This window comes from Streptomyces sp. MA5143a (assembly GCF_900290235.1).
In the GTDB taxonomy this organism is placed as follows: Bacteria; Actinomycetota; Actinomycetes; order Streptomycetales; family Streptomycetaceae; genus Streptomyces.
Map to the genome: position 1 here is coordinate 146,635 of NZ_OLMK01000034.1, position 25,009 is coordinate 171,643.

Annotated in this window: 19 protein-coding genes and 2 pseudogenes; 11 read left to right on the forward strand and 10 right to left on the reverse strand. The window is 71.9% G+C overall.

Annotated features, from left to right (window positions below):
• Nucleotides 1-34 precede the first annotated feature (34 nt).
• Complete coding sequence (gene pgm / locus SMA5143A_RS17215) at nucleotides 35-1,675, reverse strand: phosphoglucomutase (alpha-D-glucose-1,6-bisphosphate-dependent) (protein WP_107463794.1); 1,641 nt, start codon at nucleotides 1,673-1,675, stop codon at nucleotides 35-37.
• Between the two features lie 125 nt (nucleotides 1,676-1,800).
• On the opposite strand from pgm, the gene SMA5143A_RS17220 reads away from it, so the two are divergent.
• A complete protein-coding gene (locus tag SMA5143A_RS17220; RefSeq protein ID WP_107463795.1) occupies nucleotides 1,801-2,478 on the forward strand; it encodes a class I SAM-dependent methyltransferase in 678 nt (225 codons plus the stop codon).
• 118 nt (nucleotides 2,479-2,596) lie between these two features.
• Nucleotides 2,597-3,802: an MFS transporter gene (locus SMA5143A_RS17225; protein WP_107463796.1), complete on the forward strand. Its 1,206-nt coding sequence runs from the start codon at nucleotides 2,597-2,599 to the stop codon at nucleotides 3,800-3,802.
• 114 nt (nucleotides 3,803-3,916) lie between these two features.
• Here the strand turns inward: SMA5143A_RS17225 and SMA5143A_RS17230 are convergent, their stop codons facing one another.
• Nucleotides 3,917-4,372, reverse strand: coding sequence for a hypothetical protein (locus SMA5143A_RS17230; RefSeq protein WP_107463797.1), 456 nt, complete (start codon nucleotides 4,370-4,372; stop codon nucleotides 3,917-3,919).
• A 63-nt stretch (nucleotides 4,373-4,435) separates the two neighbouring features.
• Here SMA5143A_RS17230 and SMA5143A_RS17235 point away from each other — a divergent pair, with 63 nt between their 5' ends.
• Both SMA5143A_RS17235 and SMA5143A_RS17240 read left to right on the forward strand, forming a co-directional pair.
• Nucleotides 4,436-5,134, forward strand: coding sequence for a helix-turn-helix transcriptional regulator (locus tag SMA5143A_RS17235; protein WP_181361895.1), 699 nt, complete (start codon nucleotides 4,436-4,438; stop codon nucleotides 5,132-5,134).
• Between the two features lie 166 nt (nucleotides 5,135-5,300).
• Nucleotides 5,301-5,648 (forward strand): annotated as a pseudogene (locus tag SMA5143A_RS17240) (SDR family NAD(P)-dependent oxidoreductase); the annotation flags it as partial.
• 26 nt (nucleotides 5,649-5,674) lie between these two features.
• Here the strand turns inward: SMA5143A_RS17240 and SMA5143A_RS17245 are convergent.
• From SMA5143A_RS17245 to hisD, 5 genes are all read right to left on the reverse strand, one after another.
• On the reverse strand, nucleotides 5,675-6,223 hold the full coding sequence (locus tag SMA5143A_RS17245) for a YciI family protein (RefSeq protein WP_107463799.1): 549 nt from the start codon (nucleotides 6,221-6,223) through the stop codon (nucleotides 5,675-5,677).
• 187 nt (nucleotides 6,224-6,410) lie between these two features.
• Nucleotides 6,411-8,198, reverse strand: a complete 1,788-nt coding sequence (locus SMA5143A_RS17250; RefSeq protein WP_107463800.1) for a thiamine pyrophosphate-binding protein — start codon at nucleotides 8,196-8,198, stop codon at nucleotides 6,411-6,413.
• Between the two features lie 36 nt (nucleotides 8,199-8,234).
• Entirely contained in the window at nucleotides 8,235-8,903 is a 669-nt protein-coding gene (locus tag SMA5143A_RS17255; protein ID WP_107463801.1) for a ThuA domain-containing protein, read from the reverse strand.
• Nucleotides 8,900-10,510 carry an APC family permease gene (locus tag SMA5143A_RS17260; RefSeq protein ID WP_107463802.1) on the reverse strand — a complete coding sequence of 537 codons (1,611 nt, stop codon included), beginning with the start codon at nucleotides 10,508-10,510 and terminating at the stop codon, nucleotides 8,900-8,902. The genes SMA5143A_RS17255 and SMA5143A_RS17260 overlap by 4 nt, the downstream gene beginning before the upstream one ends.
• A 95-nt stretch (nucleotides 10,511-10,605) precedes the next feature.
• Nucleotides 10,606-11,931: a histidinol dehydrogenase gene (gene hisD, locus SMA5143A_RS17265; protein ID WP_107463803.1), complete on the reverse strand. Its 1,326-nt coding sequence runs from the start codon at nucleotides 11,929-11,931 to the stop codon at nucleotides 10,606-10,608.
• Between the two features lie 126 nt (nucleotides 11,932-12,057).
• Here hisD and SMA5143A_RS17270 point away from each other — a divergent pair, with 126 nt between their 5' ends.
• Nucleotides 12,058-13,665 (forward strand): PucR family transcriptional regulator, encoded by a 1,608-nt coding sequence (locus tag SMA5143A_RS17270; protein ID WP_107463804.1) that lies wholly within the window; start codon nucleotides 12,058-12,060, stop codon nucleotides 13,663-13,665.
• 12 nt (nucleotides 13,666-13,677) lie between these two features.
• Here the strand turns inward: SMA5143A_RS17270 and SMA5143A_RS17275 are convergent, their stop codons facing one another.
• A complete protein-coding gene (locus SMA5143A_RS17275) occupies nucleotides 13,678-15,270 on the reverse strand; it encodes a GMC oxidoreductase (RefSeq protein WP_107463805.1) in 1,593 nt (530 codons plus the stop codon).
• 197 nt (nucleotides 15,271-15,467) lie between these two features.
• Here SMA5143A_RS17275 and SMA5143A_RS17280 point away from each other — a divergent pair, with 197 nt between their 5' ends.
• Complete coding sequence (locus SMA5143A_RS17280; RefSeq protein ID WP_107463806.1) at nucleotides 15,468-17,048, forward strand: GMC family oxidoreductase; 1,581 nt, start codon at nucleotides 15,468-15,470, stop codon at nucleotides 17,046-17,048.
• Nucleotides 17,049-17,065: 17 nt separating this feature from the next.
• On the opposite strand, the gene SMA5143A_RS17285 is transcribed toward SMA5143A_RS17280, so the two are convergent.
• Complete coding sequence (locus tag SMA5143A_RS17285) at nucleotides 17,066-17,827, reverse strand: DeoR/GlpR family DNA-binding transcription regulator (protein WP_107463807.1); 762 nt, start codon at nucleotides 17,825-17,827, stop codon at nucleotides 17,066-17,068.
• Nucleotides 17,828-17,918: 91 nt separating this feature from the next.
• Between SMA5143A_RS17285 and SMA5143A_RS17290 the strand changes: the two genes are divergently transcribed.
• The 3 genes from SMA5143A_RS17290 to SMA5143A_RS17300 all read left to right on the forward strand — a co-directional run bounded on the left by SMA5143A_RS17290 (nucleotide 17,919) and on the right by SMA5143A_RS17300 (nucleotide 20,943).
• A complete protein-coding gene (locus SMA5143A_RS17290) occupies nucleotides 17,919-19,157 on the forward strand; it encodes an MFS transporter (RefSeq protein WP_107463884.1) in 1,239 nt (412 codons plus the stop codon).
• Between the two features lie 197 nt (nucleotides 19,158-19,354).
• A complete protein-coding gene (locus SMA5143A_RS17295; protein ID WP_107463885.1) occupies nucleotides 19,355-20,299 on the forward strand; it encodes an LLM class flavin-dependent oxidoreductase in 945 nt (314 codons plus the stop codon).
• A gap of 32 nt (nucleotides 20,300-20,331) precedes the next feature.
• The gene (locus SMA5143A_RS17300; protein ID WP_107463808.1) at nucleotides 20,332-20,943 is read left to right on the forward strand and encodes an HAD family hydrolase; all 612 of its coding nucleotides are present in this window, start codon (nucleotides 20,332-20,334) and stop codon (nucleotides 20,941-20,943) included.
• Nucleotides 20,944-20,973: 30 nt separating this feature from the next.
• On the opposite strand, the gene SMA5143A_RS17305 is transcribed toward SMA5143A_RS17300, so the two are convergent.
• Nucleotides 20,974-21,666 (reverse strand): response regulator, encoded by a 693-nt coding sequence (locus SMA5143A_RS17305; protein WP_107463809.1) that lies wholly within the window; start codon nucleotides 21,664-21,666, stop codon nucleotides 20,974-20,976.
• A gap of 211 nt (nucleotides 21,667-21,877) precedes the next feature.
• Between SMA5143A_RS17305 and SMA5143A_RS17310 the strand changes: the two are divergent.
• A pseudogene (locus SMA5143A_RS17310) lies at nucleotides 21,878-22,227 on the forward strand (zinc-binding dehydrogenase); the annotation flags it as partial.
• 52 nt (nucleotides 22,228-22,279) lie between these two features.
• On the forward strand, nucleotides 22,280-24,973 hold the full coding sequence (gene ppdK, locus SMA5143A_RS17315) for a pyruvate, phosphate dikinase (protein WP_107463810.1): 2,694 nt from the start codon (nucleotides 22,280-22,282) through the stop codon (nucleotides 24,971-24,973).
• Nucleotides 24,974-25,009 lie beyond the last annotated feature (36 nt).

Sequence of the window (25,009 nt, forward strand, 5' to 3'; positions counted from 1 at the left end):
AGGCCCCAGGTGGAGTCCTGGACCGGCGAAGCCCCTACGCGTTCAGTGCCGCCAGCACCACCGACTTGGCCTCCTCCTGGATCCGGGTCAGGTGGTCGGGGCCGTGGAAGGACTCGGCGTAGATCTTGTAGACGTCCTCCGTGCCGGAGGGGCGGGCCGCGAACCAGGCGTTGGCGGTGGCGACCTTGATGCCGCCGAGTGCGGCGCCGTTGCCGGGCGCCTCGGTGAGGACCGCGGTGACCGGTTCACCGGCGAGGGTGTCGGCGGTGACCTGGCGCGGGGAGAGCTTGGCGAGCAGGGCCTTCTCCTCGCGGGTGGCCGGGGCGTCCACACGCGCGTATGCGGGAGCGCCGAACCGCTCGGTGAGCCCCGCGTAGTGCTGCGACGGGGTCCTTCCCGTGACCGCCGTGATCTCGGAGGCGAGCAGCGCCAGGATGATGCCGTCCTTGTCGGTGGTCCACACCGAGCCGTCGCGGCGCAGGAACGACGCGCCCGCCGACTCCTCGCCGCCGAAGCCGAGCGTGCCGTCGGACAGGCCGTCCACGAACCACTTGAAGCCGACGGGCACTTCGACCAGTTCCCGGCCGACGTCCGCCGCGACCCGGTCGATCATGCTGGACGACACGAGGGTCTTGCCGATCCCGGCGCCGGCCGGCCACTGCTCCCGGTGCGAGAAGAGGTAGGAGATCGCCACGGCCAGATAGTGGTTGGGGTTCATCAGGCCGCCGTCCGGGGTGACGATGCCGTGCCGGTCGGCGTCGGCGTCGTTGCCCGTGGCGATGTCGAAACGGTCGCGCCGCTCGATGAGCGAGGCCATGGCGTACGGCGAGGAGCAGTCCATGCGGATCTTGCCGTCCCAGTCCAGCGTCATGAAGCGCCAGGTGGGGTCGGTGAGCGGGTTCACCACCGTCAGGTCGAGCCGGTGCTGTTCGGCGATCCGGCCCCAGTAGGCGACGGAGGCACCGCCCAGCGGATCGGCACCGATGCGCACACCGGCTGAGCGGATCGCGTCCAGGTCCAGCACGGCGGGCAGATCGGCGACGTAGGTGCCGAGGAAGTCGTAGCGACTCGTGCCGGGGGCCGCGAGGGCGCGGGTGTACGGGATGCGCCGTACGTCCTTCAGGCCGCCGGTGATGATCTCGTTGGCGCGGTCCTGGATCCAGGAGGTCGCCTCGGAACCGGCGGGGCCGCCGCTCGGCGGGTTGTACTTGAAGCCGCCGTCGGCGGGCGGGTTGTGCGAGGGCGTGACCACCACGCCGTCGGCGAGGGCCGAGGTACGGCCACGGTTGTGGGTGAGGATGGCGTGCGAGACCGCCGGGGTGGGCGTGTAGCCGTCGGCCTGGTCGATGAGGACGGTGACGTCGTTGGCGGCGAACACCTCCAGCGCCGTGATCCGCGCCGGCTCGGACAGGGCGTGCGTGTCGGCCCCGAGGAAGAGGGGGCCGTCGGTGCCCTGGGCGGCGCGGTACTCGCAGATGGCCTGGCTGGTGGCGGCGATGTGGTCCTCGTTGAACGCCGCCGCGAGGGACGAGCCGCGGTGGCCCGAGGTGCCGAACGCCACCCGCTGCCCGGGCTCGGCCGGGTCGGGGTGCAGCGCGTAGTACGCCGTGACCAGGCGGGCCACATCGACGAGGTCGTCGGGCCCGGCGACCTGCCCCGCTCGCGCGTCCTGCATTTCCCGCTCCTCCGCAAGGGTCGACCGTTGGGTACGGCCCTCATTCTCCCCTGCCGGACCCGTCGGGACGCGCACCGGGCGGACGTTGTGGCGGACGTTGTGGCGCACGTCCCACGAGTGCGACGATGCGGGTCGGCCACCGAAGGGACACCCACGTGACGCAGGAGCGCCAACGGCCGCCCGCCGCCGTGCTGTTCGACGCCCTGGGCGCCGACTACGAGAGGGCGTTCGCCCATGCCCCCGCGCATCTGGCGGCGTTGGAGTGGCTCGTCGAGCGGCTGCCTCCCGGCGCGCGGACGCTGGACGTGGGCAGCGGCACCGGGCGGCCCACCGCTGCGACGCTGGTGAAGGCGGGGCACGCGGTGCTGGGGGTCGACGCCTCCCCCGTCATGGTGGAACTCGCCCGACGCCAGGTCCCCGAGGCCGAGTTCCGCCACGCGGACGTCCGTGAACTCCCGCTGGAGGCGGACTCGTTCGACGGGGTGTGCGTGTTCTTCTCGCTGCTGCAGATGACCCGCGCCGAGCAGTCGGCCGTGCTGCGGCGGCTGGCCCTGGCCCTGCGGCCCGGCGGTCATCTGGTGCTGGCCACCGTACCGGCGGACGTCGAGGACGTCGAGGTGGTCTTCATGGGCCAACCCGTCCGCGCGACCAGCTTCGCCGAGGAGGACGTCGTCGCCACGGTGGAGGCGGCGGGCCTGACGGTGCTGTCCCGGCACACCACCCTCTTCACCCCGGACCACCCGGGCGCCGGCCCCGAGCCGCACCTCTTCCTGCACTGCCGGCGCGAGGGGACCGACCGCTGACCCGAAGGCGCGGGGTACGGGCGGCCGCCCCGGTCCGCCGAACGGCTCGCGGGGGCGGGCGGCGGGGACGGGCCGCGTCGGGGCGCGTGCGCCGTCGGGTGCGGTTACCGTCGGCGGTATGGGCGGTGATCTTGGTGGCTGGCGACGGTGCCTGCTCGGCGGGGCGGTGTTCGCCGTGTGCATGGTGGGTACGACGCTGCCGACCCCTCTCTACGGTCTCTACCAGGAGAAGTTCGGCTTCTCCGAGCTGACGGTCACCGTCGTCTACGCCGTCTACGCCCTCGGGGTCATCGGGGTGCTGCTCCTGGCGGGCAATGTCTCTGACTCCGTGGGCCGCCGCCCGGTGCTGCTGTGGGGTTTGGGGTTCGCGGCAGCGAGCGCCGTCTGCTTCCTGTGCGCCACCGCCATGGGCTGGCTCTACGCCGGGCGGCTGCTGTCGGGGCTGTCGGCGGGCCTCTTCACCGGGGCCGCCACGGCGTACGTCATGGAGCTGGCGCCGCCCGGCGGTGCCTCGCGTGCGACGTTCGTGGCGACCGCCGCGAACATGGGCGGCCTCGGCTGCGGTCCCCTGCTCGCGGGCGTGCTGGCCGAGTACGCCGACTGGCCGCTGTATCTGCCGTTCGCCGTTCACCTCGCCCTGGTGGCGTGCTCGGCCGTCGTCCTGCTGCGGCTTCCGGAAACCGTGCGGGAGCGTCGGCCGCTGAGCACCGTACGGCCCGAGCGGCCGGGCCTGACCCCGGGGGTCCGGGCGGTGTTCGCTCCGGCGGCGACCGCGTCCTTCGTGGGGTTCGCGCTGTTCGGGGTGTTCACGTCGGTCAGCCCGGCCTTCCTCGCGCAGTCCCTGGATGTGCGCGACCACGCGGTGAGTGGTCTGGTCGTCGCGCTGGCCTTCTTCGCGTCCACGGGCGGGCAGCTGGCGGTCGGCCCGGTCGGGGTCGGCCGGTCGCTGCCGCTGGGCTGTGCCGCGCTCCTGACCGGCCTGGCGCTGCTGGCGGGAGCGTTGCGGTGGGACTCGCTGCCGCTGGTCGTGCTGAGCGCGCTCGTCGGCGGCGCGGGGCAGGGACTGGCGTTTCGCGGGGCGCTGTCGGCCGTGGCCCGCGCCGCCGAGGCGGACCGTCGCGCGGCCGCGATCTCCGCGCTCTTCGTGGTGGCCTACACGGGCATCTCCCTTCCCGTCATCGGGATGGGGCTGCTGACTGGGCCGATCGGCCTGGAGAGCGCCGGCCTGGTGTTCATCGCCTGCATGGCGCTGATGGTGTCGGCCGCGGGCCTCTACCTCCTGCGCCGCCCGGTGCCCGCGCCGGAGGCCGACGGGGTGCGGTGAGCGTCCGGTCCGGCCGCGGCGGGGCGCCGTCTCCATCCGGTGCCCGCGCGGTCGGACCGGTGCCCGCGCGGGTCAGTCCGGTGTCCGCGCGGGTCAGTCCGGTGTCCGCGCGGGTCAGTCCGGCGTCCGCGCCGTTCGGTCCGAAGGCCGCGTGGGGCGGTAGCGGTCGGCGAGCCGGGCGAGGGCGACGGCGCCGAGCAGGAGACCGAAGTCCCGCAGGGCGATGTCGTAGTAGTCGGGAATGGTCAGCAGGTTGACGATGATCCCCGCGAGCCAGCCCGCCACGAGCCAGCCGCCGAACCGCGGGGCGAGGGCCACGGTGAGGCCGGCGACGATCTCGACGACACCGACGGCGTACATGGCGGCCTGGGCGCTGCCCGGGACCAGGTCGTCGACCCACGGAGCGAGGTAGGTCGGCCAGTCCACGAGCAGATTGGCGAACTTGTCCAGGCCGAACAGGATCGGCGCCACGGCGAATCCCGTCCGCAGGATCCAGAACGCCTGGTAGGCGGGGTCGGCGGCCAGGGCGCGCCGAGGCGTGACCGGTGTGGTGCTGAGGGTGGACGGCATGACGCCCCTCCTTCTATCGACAAGGTTCACTATCAATAGAAGCCCCGCTTGGCTCTTAAGTCAATGACCGTTGGTTTTACACTGGTGTGCGTGGACCACTCGAACGAAGCACCCGGCGGTGACGTCTCCGCCGTCGCGGCCCTGGACGAGCCGACGCGCCGACGGCTGTACGACCACGTGGCGCGGCAGTCCGGCCCGGTCGGCCGGGACGACGCCGCCCAGGCCCTGGGGCTGGCGCGCCAGACGGCGGCCTTCCATCTCGACCGGCTGGCAGCCGAGGGGCTGCTGGAGGTGGTGTACGAGCGGCGCAGCGGACGTAGCGGCCCGGGCGCCGGCCGGCCCGCGAAGCTGTACCGGCGCTCCGGGAAGCAGATCAGCGTCACCCTGCCCGAGCGGCGCTACGAGCTGGCCGGGCGGCTGCTGGCGCAGGCGGTGGAGGAGTCCGACGCGACAGGCGAAGCGGTCCGCGAGGTGCTGCACCGCAAGGCGACGGAGCTGGGCGAGCAGTTGGGCGAGCGGGAGACCGCCGGGGTGGTGGACCTGCTGGAACGTCACGGCTTCGAGCCGTCCCTCGACGGGGAGGCGATCGTGCTCGGCAACTGCCCGTTCCATGTGCTGGCCCGCGAGCACACCGAGACGGTGTGCGGAATGAACCTGCATCTGCTGCGGGGTGTGCTGAGCACGGTCGGCGAGGACGGCTGGGAGGCCCGCCTCATGCCCTCCCCGGGCCACTGCTGCGTCCGCCTGCTGCCCGTCGCCTGACCGTCGCACGGACCGGAGAGAGCCGTCGCGCGGACTGGACAGAGCCGTCGCGCGGACTGGAGAGAGGCACACCGGGGAGACCGCCCTCAGCGATGCCGCGGCAGGGCCCGCACGACAGCCCGGCGAGGACGTGACCGAGCGGATCGGTCACACTCGGTGCCGCGGACCACGCCCCGTCTCCGTGAAGGGCCCCGTCACCGCGGTGAACGCCGTCCTGCCCGGCATGCGCGAACTCGGCCGCGGCACGCTCCTGTTCGTCAACGGGGGCAGTGCCGTACACCCCCACCCGGAACGTGCCGGAACCTCCGTCGCCTTCGCCGCCGAGAGCGCCTACGCGCGCATGCTCCATGACACGCTCGCCCCGGAGAACATCCACGCCGCGCAACTGATCGTCCCCGGCGCCATCCACCCCGACTCCGAACACAGCAACCCCGACACCCTGGCCGAACGCCTCTACGCCCTGCACACCGAGCGGGACGGCTTCCGCCACTACGCCGAGGCCATGCCCGACTGACCCTCATGGGCCGTCGGGCCCCCGGTTCAGCGGCGTCCGCCGAACTCCCAGTCGTGGACCTCGATGTCGGCGTACCGGTCCTCGGTCAGGACGGCGCGGGCCGCGTCCGGGTCGGTGGCCCGGACCAGCACCGCCGTGCCCAGCCAGGTCTCGCCGTCGTCGGACAGCAGCGGCCCGTACGCGATCAGCCCGTCGTAGCCGGGCGGCACGGTGACGTCGACGGGCCCGCCCGAGCCGAGGCCGAGCACCAGGTACCGGTTGCCGCCGGTCCGCCCACCGGGGAACTCCCACATGGTGCGCCCCAGCAGATTGCGCCACCGGCGCAGCAAAACGTCGCGGTAGGCGCCCGCCTGGTAGTTGGGCTCCTCGAAGGCGAAGGCGCGCGCCGCGGCGGGATCCGGCAGATCGACGATGTGGACACTACCGGTGGGGGTCTCGCCGTCCTCGGCGAAGGTCGGGCCGCGGGCGATCAGCTGTTCCGCGTACTGATCCATGTAGGACCAGTGCGCTTCCACCAGCTCCTCACGCAGGGGGAGGGAGCCGGGCCGGTCGCGGTGGTAGCAGAGGAACTCCATGGCACAGACCCTCGCCGACATCAGGCGCCGCCTCAACCGACTTTCGCGATCACGCGCCGGGGCCCGCTCGCGATCCGCGCCGCGCGCTGAGCCGGCACCTGTGCCGACAGGCCATCGGGCGCCGACCGCCCGTGCGGCCGGGGCTCGGCTGCAAGGGCGGTCGTCTGTCGGCGGGCGCGGGGCCTTCTCAGAGGTGCTGCTCGGTGGCCCGGGTGCGGTGGTACTCGTCCTGGCGTTCGTCGGTGATGTACGCCGGGATCGGGAAGTCCCACCAGCCGGGGACCCAGGGGCCCGCGGCGTCGCGGTCCGTGGGGACCTCGATCACGGCGGGGGCCCCGGACCGGACCGCCTTGCGCAGCGTCGGCTCCAGGGAAGCGGCGTCGTTGACCTTCCACGACTCGATCCCGAAGGCCCGGCCCATGGCCGCGAAGTCGGGGCTGTACGGCGAGCCGTCGGGGTACGAGAACTCGGTGCCGATGTGGCGCGAGGTCTGCTTGCGCTGACCGCCGCGGATCGACATGTAGCCCGCGTTGTTCTGGACGACGAAGATCACCGGCGCGTCGGCGGTGACGCTCAGGGCGATCTCCTGGGCGGTCATGAGGAAGTCGCCGTCGCCGAGGACGCACACCACCGGGCTGTCGGGCCGGGCGAGTTTGGCGCCGACGGCGGCCGGGACGGCCCAGCCCATGGAGGAGAAGCCGCCGGAGGTGAGGTGGGTGCGCGGGGAGTAGACGGGGAAGGTCTGCTTGACCGCTCCCTGGGTGTTGCCCGAACCGGCGACGATGATCGCGTCGCGCGGGAGCACGTTGCGCAGCGCGCCGAGCGGGCGCTGCGAGGTGAACGGGAAGCGGTCGCTGTCGCGGCGGCCGGCGAGCTTCTCCTCCCAGTCCTGCTTGAGCCGGGCGAGTTCGGCGAGGTACTCGGAGCGGTCGACGCCCTTGCCGGGGAGGGAGTCGACGATGGCGGCCACGGCGCGCTGCGCGTCCGCGACGATGCCCACCTCGGCGGGGTAGTTCTTGCCGATCTCGTGCGGGTCGATGTCGATGTGGATGAGCTTCGCGGGCGGGATGGAGAAGCTGACGCCCTTGGCGTAGCTGGAGGCGGACCAGTCGGTGAAGCGGCAGCCGACGGAGATGACGACGTCGGCGGAGCTCGCGATCGCGTTGCCGGTCATCGTGCCGGTCTGGCCGACACTGCCCGCGAACAGCTCGTGGTCCTCGGGGAAGGCGCTCTTGCCGTTCCACGTGGTGACGACCGGGATCTTCCAGCGTTCGGCGAGCGCGAGGACCTCGTCGGACGCCTCGGAGGTGATCGCACCGCCGCCGACCACGATGACCGGCCGGGTGGCCGCGCGCAGCACGTCGACCGCGCGGTCCACGGCTTCCGGGTCGGGGTGCTGGCGGCCGACCGGGATGCGCCGCTCCAGGTCGTGGAGCTGGACGTCCGCCGCCTCGGCCTGTACGTCCATGGGGACTTCGAGGTGCACCGGGCCCGGACGGCCGGTCAGCATGGAGTTGAAGCAGCGGTGCAGGACGAAGGGGAGTTCCTCGACCCGGGTGACGACCCAGTGCCGTTTGCTGACGGCCTCGGCCACCTTGGGGAAGTCGTTGGCCGTGTAGCGGTCGAGTTCCTGGAGCAGTCCGTGGCCTCGCATGTGGGTCGGCGGGCCGCCGGTGACGACGAGGACACTGGTGGAGTCCGTGAACGCGGTGCCCATGCCGATGACGGTGTTGCTCGCGCCGGCGCCGATGGAGGTCACCGCGGCCTGGGGGCGGCCGGTGACGCGGTAGTAGCCGTCGGCGAGGTGGACGGCGCTCTGCTCGTGGAAGGTCTGGATGAAGGGGATCCGGGACTCGTCGTCGAGGAAGGCGTCGGTCAGTGACCAGATGCCGTGGCCGGGTATGCCGGCGACGACGTCGACCCCGTAGTTGCGCAGCGTCCGCGCGACGATCTGGCCTCCGGTGAGGACGGGCATGGTGTGTTCCCAATCAGCTCGGGTCGGATGGTGGGGTCAGGCGTTGCGACGGGCGGCCCAGGCGAAGCCCTGGGTGCACAGGCGGGTGACATCCGGGTTCTGGAGGTCGTCGAGGTCGTGTCCTACCGCGCTGTAGAAGACGCGGCCCCGGCCCCAGGTGCGGGTCCATGCCTGGGGGATCGTCGTCCCCTCCAGCCAGGGCAGGTGCTCACCGGTGAAGGTGGTCTCGGCCAGGACGTGGTTGTTGGGGTCGACGGACATGTAGTACTGCTCCGAGGCGACCCGGTAGTCCTTCACCCCGGCGGTGATCGGGTGGCCGGTGTCGGTGACGGTCACCTCGTAGGGGTACTTCACTCCTTCGCCGGCGGGGTGTTCGAGGAAGCTGCCGCCGATCAGCCAGTGGTACTTGAGGCTGGTGCGGAACGCGGCGGCCGCGCCGTGCCAGGCGGCGATCCCGGTGCCGTTCTCCACCGCGCCCAGCAGGTTCGACTCCTGGGCGGCGGTCAGCCCCTCGGACAGCAGCGCGTTGTTCCAGTTGAGCGCGATCAGGTCGTAGCCGGTGAGGTCGGCGTCGAGCGCGAAGATGTCGTTGGTCTCGTCGACGTCGAAGCCGAGGTTCTGGAAGATCGGGAGGGTCCATTCCTCGGCCACCTGGTAGGGCTTGTGCCCCGGCCAGCCTCCGTACAGATACAGGACGCGAGTCATGCGGCGTTCCCTCCTGTCGTGCTGTCAAGGGCCGCGGCGCGGCTGCGCAGGCGCTCGGCCACCTCCATGGCGTCGCCCTCCGGTGCGGTGGACTTGCGCTCCGGCTTCGCGGTCAGCAGGTACGCCAGACCCACGGCGGAGACGATGAGGAACCCGATGAGTGCGATCCACCGGTCCACGAACGGGGTTCCGGAGTCGCCGGTGGGCCAGGCGAGAAGAACCATCCCGAGCACGCCGTAGGCCAGGGCCGCCCCGTTGACCACGAAGCCCCAGCGGCCGAGGGTCCAGGCTCCGGCGGGACGCCAGCCCTTCAGGCGCATCCGCAACGCCGCCAGTACGACCATCATGAACGCGGCGTATCCGGCGAGCATCTGGAACGCCACGATCTTGGTGAGGGAGTCGGGCGAGTAGTAGACGAAGACGAAGATCAGCAGCGGAAGGACGTTCACGGCCAGCAGCGCGTTCATGGGGACGCGGTGCTCGTGGGTGATCCGGGAGAAGACGCGGGATCCCGGGAACATGTCGTCGCGGGCGAAGGAGAAGACGATCCGGCTCGCGGCGGCCTGCTGGCTCATCACACCCGCGATGAAGGACGTGATGATGACCGCGAGCACCGCCTTGGTGCCCACGATGCCGAGCGAACTCTGGAGGATCGAGGGGATCGGGTTGGTGTCCTCGCCCGAGAGGATCGAGCCGAGGTCCGGAGCCGCGAGGGCGTACCCGACGAACGCGAGGAGAGCGGCCAGTCCACCGACGGCCACGGTCAGCTGCATGGCCCGCGGGATGCTGCGGGAGGGATTGGGGACCTCTTCCGCGATCTCTCCGCACGCCTCGAAGCCGTAGAAGAGGAAGAGGCCGACGAGCGAGGCGGCGATGAAGGCCATGAAGTAGCTGTCGTGGGTGGAGCTGCTGGTCTGGAAGAAGATCGAGACGGAGTTGTGCCGTTCGAAGATCAGCAGGTAGAGGCCCACGAGGACGATGCCGATCAGCTCCGCGGCAAGTCCGATCTTCGATATCAGAGCCAGTGTCCTGGTGCCGAAGCAGTTGCAGATGAGGCAGACGACGGTCATGCCGATCGCGATCCACAGGCGCTGGGCGGGGGTGGAGCTGATGCCGGGCTCGTCGGCGGTTCCGGCGAAGAGGCTGGCCACGAAGTCCGAGCTGAACAGGGCGGTGCTGGTGATGCCGATGGTGATGCAACAGATGTACGTCCACGCGTTGAACCAGGCGTAGCGCCCGTTCCACAGCCGTCTCACCCACTGGTAGAGCCCGCCCGCGAGCGGGAACTGCGAGACGACCTCACCGAAGACCAGCGCGACCAGGAACTGTCCGGCCCCGACGATGCCGATCCAGAAGACGGACGGTCCGCCGGCGGTCGCCAGACCGACCGCGAAGAGGGCCACGACACCCACGAGGGGCGAGAGATAGACGAAGCCGAGGGCGAAGTTCGCCCACAGGCTGACCTTTCTGTCGAACTTCTGCTCGTAGCCGAGTACGGCGAGCATCTCCGCGTCCGCGGCCGAGGAGACGGGTCTCTCGGCTCCGTCCGACGGGCCTACGGGGGTGGATGTGGGCGCCGCGTGCGCCTCGTTGTCGGTGGCTGACATGACGATCTCCGTGGGTCGAGGGGGAGGTGCTCCTTGTCGAACGGCTGCCGGGCCGTCTCGGCGGTCCGGCATAAGTCGCGATCCGTCATCGCGGATCAGCTCTGCTCGAAGGTGTGGTCGGTCCAGTCCAGCCGGGCCGATCCGTGGCGTGCGGCGCGGACGTCCCCGGAGCGCGCGTGGCCTTCGAAGTTCTCGATACGTGAGGCCCTGCCGCAGATCTCGCCGAGCAGGGTGCTGGAGGCGGCGTCCCTGATCTCCTGGTAGGTCACGGTCTTCAGGTACTTGCCGACCCAGAGGCCGCCGGTGTAGCGGGCCGCGCCCAGGGTGGGCAGCACGTGGTTGGTGCCGATGACCTTGTCGCCGTACGCGACGCAGGTCCGGTCCCCGAGGAACAGGGCGCCGTAGTTGCGCATCCGGTGCAGGGCCTCGCGGGGCTCGGCGGTGAGGATCTGGACGTGCTCGCTCGCGTACTCGTCGGCGAGGGCGTAGGCGGCGTCCAGGGTGGGGACCACGATGACCTCGCCGTGGTCGCGCCAGGCACGGCCGGCGACCTCGCCGGTGGACAGGTCGGGCAGCAGCCTTTCCACCCAGGCGATGGTGCGGGTGCCCACCTCCTCGGAGGTGGTGATGAGGACCGTCGGGGAGTCGGGGCCGTGCTCGGCCTGGGACAGCAGGTCCGTCGCCACGATGAACGGGTCCGCGGTGTCGTCCGCGACGATCAGCACCTCCGTCGGTCCGGCGAAGAGGTCGATGCCGACCTCGCCGAACAGCTGGCGCTTGGCCTCCGCCACGTAGGCGTTGCCGGGGCCCGCGAGCATGTCGACGGCGTCGATCGTCTCGGTGCCCAGCGCCAGGGCCGCCACGGCCTGGACGCCGCCCATGACGTAGATCTCGTCGGCCCCGGCCAGGTGCATCGCGGCGATGCTGACGGGCGGCGGGGCGCCCCGGTCCGGCGGAGTGGTCGCGGCGACCCGTTCGACACCGGCGACCTTGGCCGTCAGGACGGTCATGTGGGCCGACGCGGTAAGGGGGTAGCGGCCGCCGGGGACGTAGGCGCCGGCCGCGCCGATGGGGATGTTGCGCTGCCCCAGGAACACTCCGGGCAGCGTCTCGACCTCGAACGCGGTGAGGGAGTCCCGCTGTGCCTGGGCGAAGCCCCGGACCTGCTTCTGGACGAACCGCAGGTCGTCGAGGACCGTCTCGGGGACGGAGGAGACGACGGAGGCGATCTGGTCGGGACCGAGCCGGTAGGACTTTGGGCTCCAGTCGTCGAACTTCTGCGACCAGCGGCGCACGGCGGCGTCGCCGCCCGCCCGTATGTCGGCGATCACGTCCGCGACGGTCTCGACGATTTCCGGACGGCTGGTCCGTGCCGTCTTCACGGCGACCGGAGCCTTGATGGTCTTGTGTTGTGCTGACACTCTGCACTCCTTGCAGGGGTCGTGCCTGCGGGCTTGACCTGAAGTCTGGGGAAACGGCGGGTGGGACGACAGGCACAACGTGTGCAATATTGACCGCGCGTCCTGCACACACCGAGGTAGTGGCTCATGGCTGAAGTACTGACGGTTCGCGCCGCCCTGGAGCTCGAGGTGTTCACGCGCACGACCGTGCGTGTGTACGCCGGGGAGAGGAATCTCGACCGCCCTGTGCGCTGGGTGCACACCGGTGAGATCCCGGACATCCATCGCTTCCTCACGGGCCAGGAGATGCTGCTGACCGCCGGCCTCGGCATGGGCGCGACACCGCTCGAGCAGCGGGCTTTCATCCGACGGCTCGCGGACGCCCACGCGGCCGTCCTCGTCGTCGAACTGGCCGGGCGCATGTTCGACTCCATGCCGGAGGCGGTGATCGAGGAGGCCGAGGCGGTGGGCCTGCCTCTGGTGGGACTCGCCGACGAGATCCCCTTCGTCGAGACCTCGGCCCAGGTCCACGAGGTCCTGGTCGGGATGCGCGTCAAGCAGCTGATCGCCGAGGAGGCCACCAGCCAGGCGTTCATGGACCTGCTGCTGGCGGACGAGGACTACGTCGGCGTGGTCAGGGAGCTGGCCCGCCGCACCGGGCACCCCGTGGTGCTGGAGGACGTCGCCCATCAGATGCTGGCGTACGGGGGCGCGACGCCGGAGGCCGACCGGGTCGTGGACGAGTGGAGCGCGCACTCGCGGGCGATCCATGAACGCCACCCCTCGCTCTCGGCGCAGGACCCCGGGGCCCCCACCGCCTCGGCGGCCTCGTTCCGCGAGGTCGCGCCCTGCGCCCGCCAGCCCGTGGTGCTGCGGGGCGAGTCATGGGGCTGGCTGCACCTGCTGCACGGCGGACAGCGGCCGAGCCCGCCCGAGCTGCGCACGCTGGAGCGGGCCGCCGCGGCCGTGGCGATCTCGCTGCTGAGCGAGCGGGAGAGCGGCGCCCGCGCCTCCCAGCGCCAGACGGCACTGCTCAACCGGCTGCTGCTCGGCGACATCACCGGGGAGCGGTTCGTCACTCTCGGCCTGGCGCTCGGCCAGGACCTGCGCGGACGGGACCTGGTCGTCGTCACGGCCTGGGCGGGGGACGAGGAACCCACCAAGGACCACCTCCTCGCCCGTCTGTTGCGGGAGGCCGGCTGGCCCGCCGTGGTGGGCGACACGGGTGACTTCGACGTGGCGGTCGTGGGCCTGCCCACCCGGGCCGACGCCTCACGGGTGCGGACCCTGCTGGCGGATCACGGGGTACGGGCCGGCATCAGCCGGGTCGTGGAGCCGGCCGTCCTTCCGCTGGCGCTGCGCCAGAGCCGCAGCGCGGCGTCCGTCGCGGCCGCTGCCTCGACGGCGGAGGTGCGTCATTTCGACGATCTGGGCGCGCTGCGTCTCCTCGTCGCGCTCTCCGAGGGGCCCGAGCTCAGACGGTACGTCGAGGACGAACTCGGTCCGCTGCTGGAGCACGACGCCCTGGTGAAGAACCCGCTGCTGCCCACCCTGCGCACCTTCCTAGACTCCGGCGGCAACAAGGCCCGGGCGGCGGACGAGCTCTTCATCCAGCGGCGCACGCTCTACCACCGCCTCGACAAGCTCTCCGAGATCCTCGGCCTCGACCTCACACAGGTCAACAACCAGCAGCGGCTGCAACTGGCCGTACGGGGACATGACTTGCTGCGCAAGCCGACGCTGCGGCGGACCTGACTCCCCTGGCCGCTACGGGATCAGCCCTTTTGTCGCCCTGGCGAGGGCCGGGGCGACGCGCAGGGCGTTCGCCCCGATCGTCAACGCCGGGTTGAGCGCCGCGGAGGACGGGAAGAACGACGAATCGGTCACCCAGAGGTTGTCGACGTCATGGCTGCGGCAGAGGGGATCGAGCACGCTCTGGGCCGGGTCGTGTCCCGCCACGGCCGTTCCGCACATGTGGGAGTTGGTCTCGATCCCCATGCGCTGGGTGAAGACCAGCGGATAGCCCGCCTTGCGGACCGCCCGGGTCACCCGGCGCACGAGTTCGTGGTGGGGCGCGAGGTTGGTCGGCGTCCAGTCGATGAGGATGCGGTCGCCGTCCACGCGGACCCGGTTGTCCCGGGACGGGAGGTCCTCGGTGGTCAGGTAGATGTCGAGGCTTCTGGCCGCCATGAGCTCCAGGGCCCAGGTCGGTGCCCACGGGCGCGCGGGCTTGAGCATGGGGGCCTGCAACTTGCCCAGCATCTGGAGGTTGCCGAGCGGGAAGCGCGTTCCGGGTCCGGCTTCGTAGAAGTCGTTCAGGCCGAGCGTCTTCTGCCACTTGGTGGGGTTCGTCCGCAGGGGGTTGACCCCGACGAAGAACGTGCTGTTGTGGACCATGTAGTTGCGGCCCAGCAGTCCGGACGAGTTGGCGAGCCCCTGGGGGTGCGCGGCGTCGGCCGAACGCAGCAGCAGCGCGGCCGAGTTGACGGCGCCTCCGGCGAGGGCGAAGGTCTTGGCGTGGACCCGGATGATCCGGCCCGCGTGCCGTGCCTCGGCGGCGACGACCTTCCGGCCGTCGGGCGAGGTGATCAGGCGGGTGACCTCCGCGCCCGTGAGGATCCTGACGCCGTCGCGCAGCGCGGGGAGGAGGAGCCGGTTCTCGGCGTCGGACTTCATACCCGTCTCGTCCGGACAGCCGTCGGCGGTCGTCACGGCGGCGCGGTCGGCCTGCGTGCTGAGGTTCAGGGCGTTCGGCGTGTGGAACGGATGCAGGCCCTGCCGGCGCAGTGACCGGGCGAAGCGTTCGATCTCCGGTTCGTGCTGGAGCGCCGGGTACGGGTAGGGCTGGGACCGGGGCGGCTCGGTCGGGTCCTCGCCGGTCTGCCCGTGCACCTGGAGCAGCCGCTCCATGGCGGTGTAGAAGGGCTCCAGGTCGTCGTAGGTGAAGGGCCAGGCCCGTGAGACACCCTCGTGGTGCTGCACCTCGGTGAAGTCGCTGTGCCGGAATCGGGGCAGCATGGCGCCGTAGAGGCGGGTGTTTCCGCCCACCCAGTAGTACACGCCCGGGGCGAACGGCTTGCCGGTACTGCCGTCGTACCAGTAGCCCGCGTTCTTGTACCGGCCCTTGATGTACATCTCGGCCGGCTGCGAGTTCTCGGGTTCACGTGGAAGGAAGTGGCCCCGTTCGACGACGAGTACGTCGAGACCGGAGTCCTTCAGCGCCCAGGCCAGCGCGGAGCCGCCCATGCCGGAGCCGATGATCAGGACATCGGTGCTGATCTCCTCGGCGGTACCGGTGGGGACGAGGGCGCCGGGCCGAAGCTCCGGGGGCGTGTAGTCCTGACGGACCGGGTCGGACATGGGTCGATATCCCCTCTTCGCCGCGGTGGTTCGACGAGAGCCTAAGCAGCGGCACGGGACCCGGCACATGCACGGAATGGGTAACGGCTGGCTCCTTCAGTGCTCACTTCGTGCATGGGCTGAGCGTGCCCGCCGTCCCTAGCCTCTCCGGGAACGGCACGCGCCGACCAGGGCCGCCGGAGTTCCACGGAGGCGAGATGGACAGGGAATCGTACGACTACGTCGTCGTCGGGGCCGGATCGGCCGGCTGTGCGGTGGCGGCCCGGCTGTCCGAGGATCCGGAGGTCACGGTCGCGCTGATCGAGGCGGGGCCACCGGCGCGGGGCCGCCTCTTCGAGATCCCCGCACTGTTCTCTCAGCAGTTGAAGACGGCGTACGACTGGGACTTCGAGACGGAACCCGAGCCGCGGCTCGGTGGGCGCCGCGCCTACCTGCCCCGAGGCCGGGCGATCGGCGGGACCAGCTCGATGAACACGATGCTGTACGTGCGCGGGCACCGCTACGACTACGACACGTGGGAGCGGCTCGGCAACCCGGGCTGGGGGTACGACGACGTCCTGCCGTTCTTCAAGAAGTCCGAGGACAACGAGCGTGGCGCCGACGACTTCCACGGCGTCGGCGGCCCTCTCACCGTCAGCGACCCCCGCTCCGTCCACCCGCTGCTGACGGCATGGGTCGAGGCGGCCCTGGACGCGGGCCACACATACAACGCGGACTTCAACGGGGCCGAGCAGGAGGGCGTGGGCCACCACCAGGTCACGCAGCGGAACGGTCTGCGGTGCAGCAGCGCGACCGCGTTCCTGGAGCCGGCCGGGGGTCGCCGGAACCTCACCGTGCTTGCATCAACGACCGCGCTGCGCCTGCGCTTCGACGGCTCGCGGGCCGCCGGTCTGGAGGTCGACCACCTCGGAACCGTCCGGACGATCCATGTCGACCGTGAGATCGTGCTGTCCCTCGGTGCCTACAACTCGCCCCATCTGCTCCTCCAGTCCGGTGTCGGGCCGGCGGACGAACTGACCGCGGGCGGGATCACCCCGCTGCACGACCTGCCGGACGTGGGCAGGAACATGCAGGACCACACCGGGTGCTTCCTCAGCTTCTTCAGCGACACCGAGCCGCTCCTGGGACCGGACACCTCCGCGCAGGAGCGGCTGCTGCGCGAGCGGGGCAGCGGCCCGATGGCCTGGAACGAGACCGGTGGTTTCTTCAGCTCCGGCGACGACGTCCCCGCCCCGGACATCCAGGTCCACGCCGCGCTGGGCATCGTCCGGGACGAGGGTCTCGCCGCGCCCCTGGAGCCGGGGATGTCGTTCGGGCCCTACGTCGCACGGCCCGCGAGCCGCGGCTCGGTGCGGCTGCGGCACTCCCACCCGTACGCCAAGCCGCGCATCTTCCACAACTACCTCGACGCCCCGGACGACCGGCGGCGGCTGCGCGAGGGCGTCCGCCTGTGCATGCGCATCGCCCGTGAGCAGCGGCTGACGTCCCTGTTGCGGTCGGACCTGCGCGGGGCCGCCGACGCCGGACTGGCCCCGCTGTCGGACAGCGATCAGGACATCGACGATTTCATCCGCACCCAGTCGTTCTCCTTCTACCACCCGTCGGGCACCTGCACGATGGGCAAGGTCGTCGACCACGAACTCCGGGTGCGCGGGCTGGAGAACGTCCGTGTGGCGGACACGTCGATCATGCCGACGCTCGTCACCGGGAACACCAACGCCCCCGCCATCATGATCGGCGAGAGGGCCGCCTCGTTCATCCGTGCGTCGGCAGGCTGACGCCGAGGGACGCGAGGTCAGACGGCGCGGACGACGGTCCCCCCGGCTTCGAGTGCGCTGACCTCCTCGGCGGCCGCGGTGGTGTCCGTGACCAGGGTGTGCACGAGGGCGGCGGGGCCCACGTGGGCGTAGGCGGTGTGGCCGAGCTTGCTGCCGTCGGCGGCGGCGACGACACGGCGGGAGGAGGCGATGGCCGCCTTCTTCACCGCGGCGTCGTCGAGGTCGTAGGCGGTCAGGCCGTCGGCCGCGGTCAGGCCGCAGCAGCCGACGACGGCGGTGTCGAAGCGCAGGGCGGCCAGGGAGGCGAGGGTGAGGGGGCCGGTGAGGGCCCCCTCGGCGGCGCGGGGCTGCCCGCCGGGCACGACCAGGGTGGCCGGACCGGGCGTCTCGGCGAGCAGATGGATCGCCTGCAGGGACAGGGGCATCACGGTGACGGGCCGCTCACGCAGGAGCCGGGCGACCTCCAGGCAGGTGGTGCCGCTGTCCAGCAGGACGGTCTCGCCGTCGGCGACGAGTGCGGAGATCTCGGCGGCGATCCGGCGTTTGGCGTCGACGGCCTCGCGGGCACGCAGCGCGAACGGGGGCTCCTCACCCCGGAGCAGCAAGGTGCGCGCCCCGCCACGGACGCGTTCGAGGACTCCCTGGGCGGCGAGGACGTCGAGGTCGCGGCGGATGGTCATCTCCGAGGCGCCGGTCAGCTCGGCCAGCTCCTGGACCGTGGCCCCTCCGGAGTCCCTGACGACCTTCGCGATCAGCCCGTGCCGGTCTGCGTTGCTCATGCCGCGATTGAACACCACCTGTGAAATGAACAACAGAGCTGTTCGCTACAAGGAGTTTCGAACATCTTTCATGTTCGCTACGCTGGTCGGCATGGAGCGTTCCCTGCGAGCCGCCCGTGTGGCGACCTACGTCTACTTCGTCCTGTACGGCACCTTGCTGGGCACCTGGGTGGTGCACATCCCCGTGATCGAGGAGCGCGTCGGCATCAGCCACGCCACGCTCGGCGGCCTGCTGGTGGTGCTCGGGCTCGGGGCGTTCGCGGGCATGCGGGTGGCGGGTCCGCTGACCGACCGCCTCGGCACCCGAGTGGTGGTGCCCGCCGGCGGCGTCCTCTGCGGCGCGACCCTGTTCCTGCCCGGTCTCGCCGACGATCCCTGGACGCTGGCCGCCGCGCTGCTGGTCTTCGGGCTCTGCAACGGCTGTCTGGACGTGAGCATGAACGCCCACGCCGTGCACGTGGAGAAGGCATACGGTCGCCCCGTCATGTCCGGCTTCCACGCCACGTTCTCCGTCGGCGGTGTCCTCGCCGCACTCGCCGGAGCGGGCGCGGCGAGCGCCGGCCTGCGCCCGGCCGCGGGCATGGCCGCCATGGGAGCCGTGGGTGTCGTCGTCGCCCTGGCCGCGGCACGCGCCCTGCTGCCCGCCGCACCCGCTGTCGAGGACACCGGCTCCGCGCACGGGATCGCGACGTCACCGGTCGCCGGGGGCGGCGACACCAGGGGCCGGGTCTGGCTGCTGGCCGTCCTGGCGCTGATGGTGATGCTGTGCGAGGGCGCCGCAAACGACTGGAGCGCCCTGCACATGAAGGACGTCATGGGGGCGTCCGCCGGCACGGCGGCCTTCGCGTACGGCACCTTCGCCGCGGCCATGACCGTCGGCCGACTGCTCGCCGACCCCTTCGCCGCCCGGTTCGGTCCCCCGGCGATCCTTCGCCTCGGCGCGGCCGTGGCCGCCGTCGGCATCACCCTGGTGGTCCTCGCCCCCTGGCTGTGGGCCGTGTTCACCGGCTGGGCGCTGTTCGGCCTGGGCCTGTCCGGCTGTGTCCCGCAGCTGTTCAGCGCGGCCGGGCACGCCGACCCCTCCGCCGCCGGGGCCAACGTCTCCCGCGTCGCCGGACTCGGCTACGTCGGCATGCTCGCCGGCCCCGCCGTGATCGGCTGGCTGACCCACCTCGTCGCCCTCGACCACGCCTTCGTCCTGTTGGCCCTGCTGTGCGTGACCACCGCCGTGGGCGCCCGCGTGCTGCGCGCCGACCCCGTCCCCGTCCGTCGGGGCGAGGAGCCGGCCGACCGCGCCCGCGAGCGCGAGACGGCAGCCAGCAGCCACTGACCGCTTGTGCGGCACGGTCCCTGACAACCGTGCCGCACAAGCCCCTCTCCCCCGGTCACCAGGGCCGGGGGAGCCCACGGCCGACCGAAGGAGCCCCGATGTCCGAGTCCCCCGCAGTGCCGGAGTCGCCCTCAGCGCTGGAGTCGCCCGCAGTGGCGGAGCACACCGCCGTGCCCGCCCGCGGCCGAGTCGGTGTCATGCTGCCGCTCGATCTCCCCGTCGGCGAGGTGCTGCCCTATGTCCGGCGGGCCGAGGAGCTGGGGTTCGACCAGGTCTGGGTGGTGGAGGACCTCGGCTGGCGCGGCGGTGTCGCCCAGGCGGCCACGGTCCTGGCCTCCACCACGCACCTCACCGTCGGGATCGGGATCATGCCCGCCGGCGCCCGCAACGTGTGCTTCGCCGCGATGGAACTGGCCACCCTCGCCCAGCTCCACCCCGGCCGGCTCATCGCGGGCATCGGGCACGGCATGCCCGGCTGGATGCGCCAGGTCGGGTCCTGGCCCGAGAGCCCCCTGACGCTGATCAAGGAGTACACGAGAGCGCTCCGTCTGCTCGTCGCCGGTGAGCCCGGCCCCGAGAACGGCCGGTACGTCCGCTGCCAGGGCGTGGTCCTCACCGAGATCCCGGACATCGTCCCGCCGGTGATCCTGGGTGTGCGCGGCCCCAAGTCGCAGGCCGTGGCGGGCGAGGTCGCCGACGGGCTCCTCCTGGCCGAGCCCGCCGCACCCGCCTACATCACCGCTTCCCTGCGCCACCTGGGCCCTGCCGCCGCGAACTCTCCGGAGATCGTCGTCTACGACGCCGCGGCCGTGGACGACGACGAGGAAGCCGCCCTGGACCGTGTCCGCGCGGCCCTGGAATCGGTGGGCGAGCCGCAGTGGGCCGCGCACATCGACCCCCTGCCCTTCGCCGAGGAACTGCGCGCACACCGCGCCGCCGGCCCCGACGCCCGGCACTTCGCCCGGACGATGCCCGCCGACTGGGTCCGCGCGTTGAGCGTCGCGGGCACCCCCGACCAGGCCCGCGAGGCGATCGACGCCCGCCACGCCGCGGGCGCGACCAGCGTCGTGCTCGCCCCAGCGGGCCCCGACCGCCTGGCCGCACTGGACTCGCTCGCCCGCGCCCTGCCCCACCGGCACTGACCCGAACGCCCCGACACCCCGAGGGACCTTCTATGTCCACCGACCGCCGCCGCATCGTGCTCTTCGACCTCTTCGGGGTCATCGCCCGCCACCAGCGCCCCGGCGCGCCGGCGAGGATGGCCGCCCGCTGCGACACCTCCCTCGACGCCTTCACCACGGCCTACTGGACCCATCGCCCGCCCTACGACGCCGGCCGGCACACCGCGTCCGTGTTCTGGACCGACGTACTGCGCGCGCTGTCCCGCCCCGCCGACGCCGACACCATCGAGGAGCTGCGGCTCACCGACATCGACAGCTGGTCCCGCGTCGACGACCGCATGGTCACCTACGTACGGGAGCTGCGGGACCGCGCCCGGGTCGCCCTGCTGTCCAACATCCCCGCGGACCACGCGGACGCCTTCCTCGCCGCCCAGCGCTGGCTGCACGACCTCGACCACCTGGCGTTCTCCGGGAAGATCGGCGCGGCCAAGCCCGACCTCGCCGCCTTCCAGCACTGCGTCGTCGCCCTGCGGGCCGCACCCGCCGACTTCCTCTTCGTCGACGACCGCGAGGAGAACGTCCGCGCGGCGCGGGCCGCCGGCATGAACGGGCACGTCTTCAACGGCCGGGACGACCTCGCGGCCGCCGTCGACGCGTGGCTGTGAAGACTTCGGCCCCGCGGCTCGCCCCGGACGTCAGCTGCCGTCCTGCTTGAGCCGGTCCGCGGCCTGGGTGGCGATGACGGCGGCCTGGACACGCCGCTCCACCCCGAGCTTCGCCAGCAGCCGGGAGATGTGGTTCTTGACGGTCTTCTCCGCTAGGTAGAGCCGCTGACCGATCTGGCGGTTGGTCAGCCCCTCACCGATCAGCGCCAGGATCTCCCGCTCCCGTCGGGTCAGCCCCGGCAGGGCGTCCGGCTCGGGCTCCGGCTCCGGACCCTGCCGCAGCCGCGCCATCAGCCGGGCGGTGGCGCTGGGGTCGAGCAGCGACTGGCCGGCGGCGACCGTGCGGACGGCGGACACCAGGTCGGAGCCCTGGATCTGCTTCAGCACATACCCGGACGCGCCCGCCATGATCGAGTCCAGCAGGGCCTCCTCGTCGTCGAACGAGGTCAGCATCAGACAGGCCAGCTCCGGCATGTTCGAGCGCAGGTCCCGGCACACGGTCACCCCGTCGCCGTCCGGCAGGCGCACGTCCAGCACCGCGACGTGGGGGCGCAGGGCGGGGATCCGGACCAGGGCCTGCTCGACGTTGGCTGCCTCGCCGACCACGGTGATGTCCGGCTCGTCGTTCAGCAGGTCGTGCACTCCGCGCCGTACGACCTCGTGGTCGTCCAGCAGGAAGACCCGGATCGGGTTGTCGGGGCCGGGCCGGTCGCCGTCCGCCATCGATTCGCTCCTCGTTCACGCTGTGTCGTTCGCTGGGCGTCGAGCGCTCTGCCTCGATCGCTCTGCCTCGATCGCTCTGCCTCGATCTCGCCTTGCGTCGATCATGTACCGACTCCCCGGGAGGGGCGCACGGCCACTGTCCACCGCTGATCCTCCGTGATCCGGGGCCGAAGGGCCAGGGCCTGAAGGCCCTACCGGGACCACGGGGCCCAAGCGGCACGGCGGCGCGCAACCGGCTGCCCATGCCGCGATCGCGCTGGCCGTCGACGAGGCCGCCTTCGCCCCCTGTACGGCGGTCTCAGGCGTGGCGGCAGGCTCGTCATGGTCGCCCCGCCCGCCGGCGGCGCCATCCGGGTGCCGATCTTCGACACCGTCCTCGACGGCAAGTCCGTGATCGGTTCGATCGTGGGTACCCGCCAGGACCTGGACGAGGTGTTCCGGCTCCACGCCGCCGGACGCACGAAGGTGATCTACGAGGTCCGCCCGCTGGAGACGGTCAACGACTCGATCGCCGAGGTACTCGACGGTCAGGTCACGGCGCGCATCGTCTTCGAGATGTGACTCCCCCGCATCGCCGCACACCCCCGGAAGCCGGACAAAGGAGCGCGACGCCATGGTCCGTTACGTGTACGAGTTCGCCGAGGGCAGCCGGCAGATGGCCTCTCTCCTCGGCGGCAAGGGCGCCAACCTTGCGGAGATGACCCGGATGGGCCTGCCGGTGCCGCCCGGCTTCACCGTCACCACCGAGGCCTGCCGGGTCTTCCTGGCCACCGGCTCGACGCCGGACGGTCTGGACCGCGAGATCTCCCAGCACCTGACCGCCCTGGAAGGAGCGGCGGGACGCCGACTGGGCGAGCCCGGCGATCCGCTGCTGCTGTCCGTCCGCTCCGGGGCCCGTTTCTCCATGCCCGGCATGATGGAGACGATCCTCGACGTCGGGCTGAACGACGAGTCCGTGCTGGGCCTGGCCAAGGTGTCCGGGAACGAGCGCTTCGCCTGGGACTCCTACCGCCGTCTCGTGCAGATGTTCGGCAGTACGGTCATGGGGGTCGACGGCGCGCTGTTCGAGGACGTCATGGCCCGGCTGAAGGACCGGCGGGGGGCCGCCGACGACCTGGGGCTGGACGCGGCCGACCTGGCCGAGCTGGTCGAGGCGTACAAGGAGCTGATCCGCGACCGGACCGGCGAGTACTTCCCGCAGTCGCCCGCCGAGCAGCTGCGCCGGGCGGTCCTCGCGGTCTTCGAGTCCTGGAACGGCGAACGCGCCCGGCTCTACCGCCGCCGCGAGCACATCCCCGACGACCTGGGCACGGCCGTCACCGTGCAGACCATGGTGTTCGGCAACCTCGGCGCCGACTCCGGCAGCGGTGTCGCCTTCACCCGCGACCCGGCCACCGGCCGGCCCGGCCTGTACGGCGACTACCTGCCCAACGCGCAGGGCGAGGACGTCGTCGCCGGTATCCGCAACACCGTTCCGCTGGACGAGCTGGGCCGTATCGACCCGGAGTCGTTCTCCCGGCTGCGGGACCTCATGCGCACCCTGGAGACCCACTACCGGGATCTGTGCGACATCGAGTTCACCATCGAGCGCGGCACGCTGTGGATGCTCCAGACCCGGGTGGGCAAACGGACGGCGGAGGCGGCGTTCGCCATCGCGGGTCAGCTGGTCGAGGAGGGGCTGATCAGCGAGGACGAGGCGCTGACGCGGGTCGGCGGGAGCGGGCTGGCACGGCTGATGTTCCCCCGCTTCGACACCTCGGCCGTCGGTGAGGCCCTCGCACGCGGCATCCCGGCCTCGCCCGGCGCCGCCGTGGGGGCGGCCGTGTTCGACTCCGCCGAGGCGGTACGGCGGGCCGCCGCCGGGGAGAAGGTCGTCCTCGTACGGCAGGAGACGACCCCCGACGACCTGCCGGGCATGGTCGCCGCCCAGGCCGTGCTGACCAGCCGCGGCGGCAAGACCAGCCACGCGGCCGTGGTCGCGCGCGGCATGGGCAAGGTCTGTGTGTGCGGCGCGGAGGAGATCGCGGTGGACCCGCGCGGGCGCCGCTTCACCGTGGGCGGCACCACCGTCGAGGAGGGCACCGTCATCTCCGTCGACGGCTCCGAGGGCGCCGTGTATCCGGGGGCGGCTCCGCTGGTCGACTCCGCGGTGATGCGGTACTTCGAGACCGGCGGGCAGGACGAGGAGCCGACGGGGCTGGTGGCCGCCGTGGCGCGGGCCATGCGGCAGGCGGACGGCGTACGGCGGCTGGGGGTGCGGGCGAACGCCGACACGCCCGAGGACGCCGCGCGGGCCCGGCGGTTCGGCGCCGAGGGCATCGGGCTGTGCCGTACCGAGCACATGTTCCTCGGCGACCGCAGACAGCTGGTGGAGGCGATGATCCTCGCCGGGACCGACGCCGCGCGCGGGCAGGCGCTGGACGCGCTGCTCCCCCTGCAACGGCAGGACTTCGTCGGCATCCTGGAGGCGATGGACGGGCTGCCCGTGACCATCCGGCTCCTCGACCCGCCGCTCCACGAGTTCCTGCCCGACCGCACGGAACTGGCCGTCCGTCTGGCGGCCGCCGAGGCGCAGGGCAGCCCGCCCAGCGCGCACGACGCGGAGCTGCTGGACGCGGTGAACCGCATGCACGAGGAGAACCCCATGCTCGGCCTGCGCGGCGTACGCCTGGGTCTGGTCGCGCCGGGGCTGGTCGCCATGCAGGTGCGGGCGATCGCCGAGGCGGTCGTGGAGCGGAAGCGGGCGGGCGGGTACCCGCGGGCGGAGATCATGGTGCCGCTCGTCGACACCGTCGAGGAGCTGCGGATCGTCCGTGACGAGGTGGAGCGGGTCCTGGCGGAGGTCGCCGACCGGTCGGGGGTCGCCCTCTCATGCCCGGTCGGCACCATGATCGAGCTGCCGAGGGCCGCGCTCACCGCGGGCAGGATCGCCGAGGAGGCACGGTTCTTCTCCTTCGGCACCAACGATCTGACCCAGACCACCTGGGGCTTCTCCCGTGACGACGTCGAGGCGGCGTTCTTCTCCGCCTATCTCGACAAGGGCATCTTCACGGTGTCCCCGTTCGAGACGATCGACCGTGAGGGCGTGGGCCGGCTGGTCGAGATCGCCGTGGCGGAGGGCCGCGCGGTGCGCCCGGACCTGAAGATCGGCGTCTGCGGCGAGCACGGCGGCGACCCGGAGTCCGTGCACTTCTTCCACGCCGCCGGCCTCGACTACGTCTCGTGCTCCCCCTTCCGCGTGCCGGTCGCCCGTCTCGAGGCCGGGCGGGCCGCGCTGTCGGGGACGGACGGCGGCGACGCGCGGTGAGAGGAAGGTCCGCCTTCACCGCGCCGAACGGCCCGG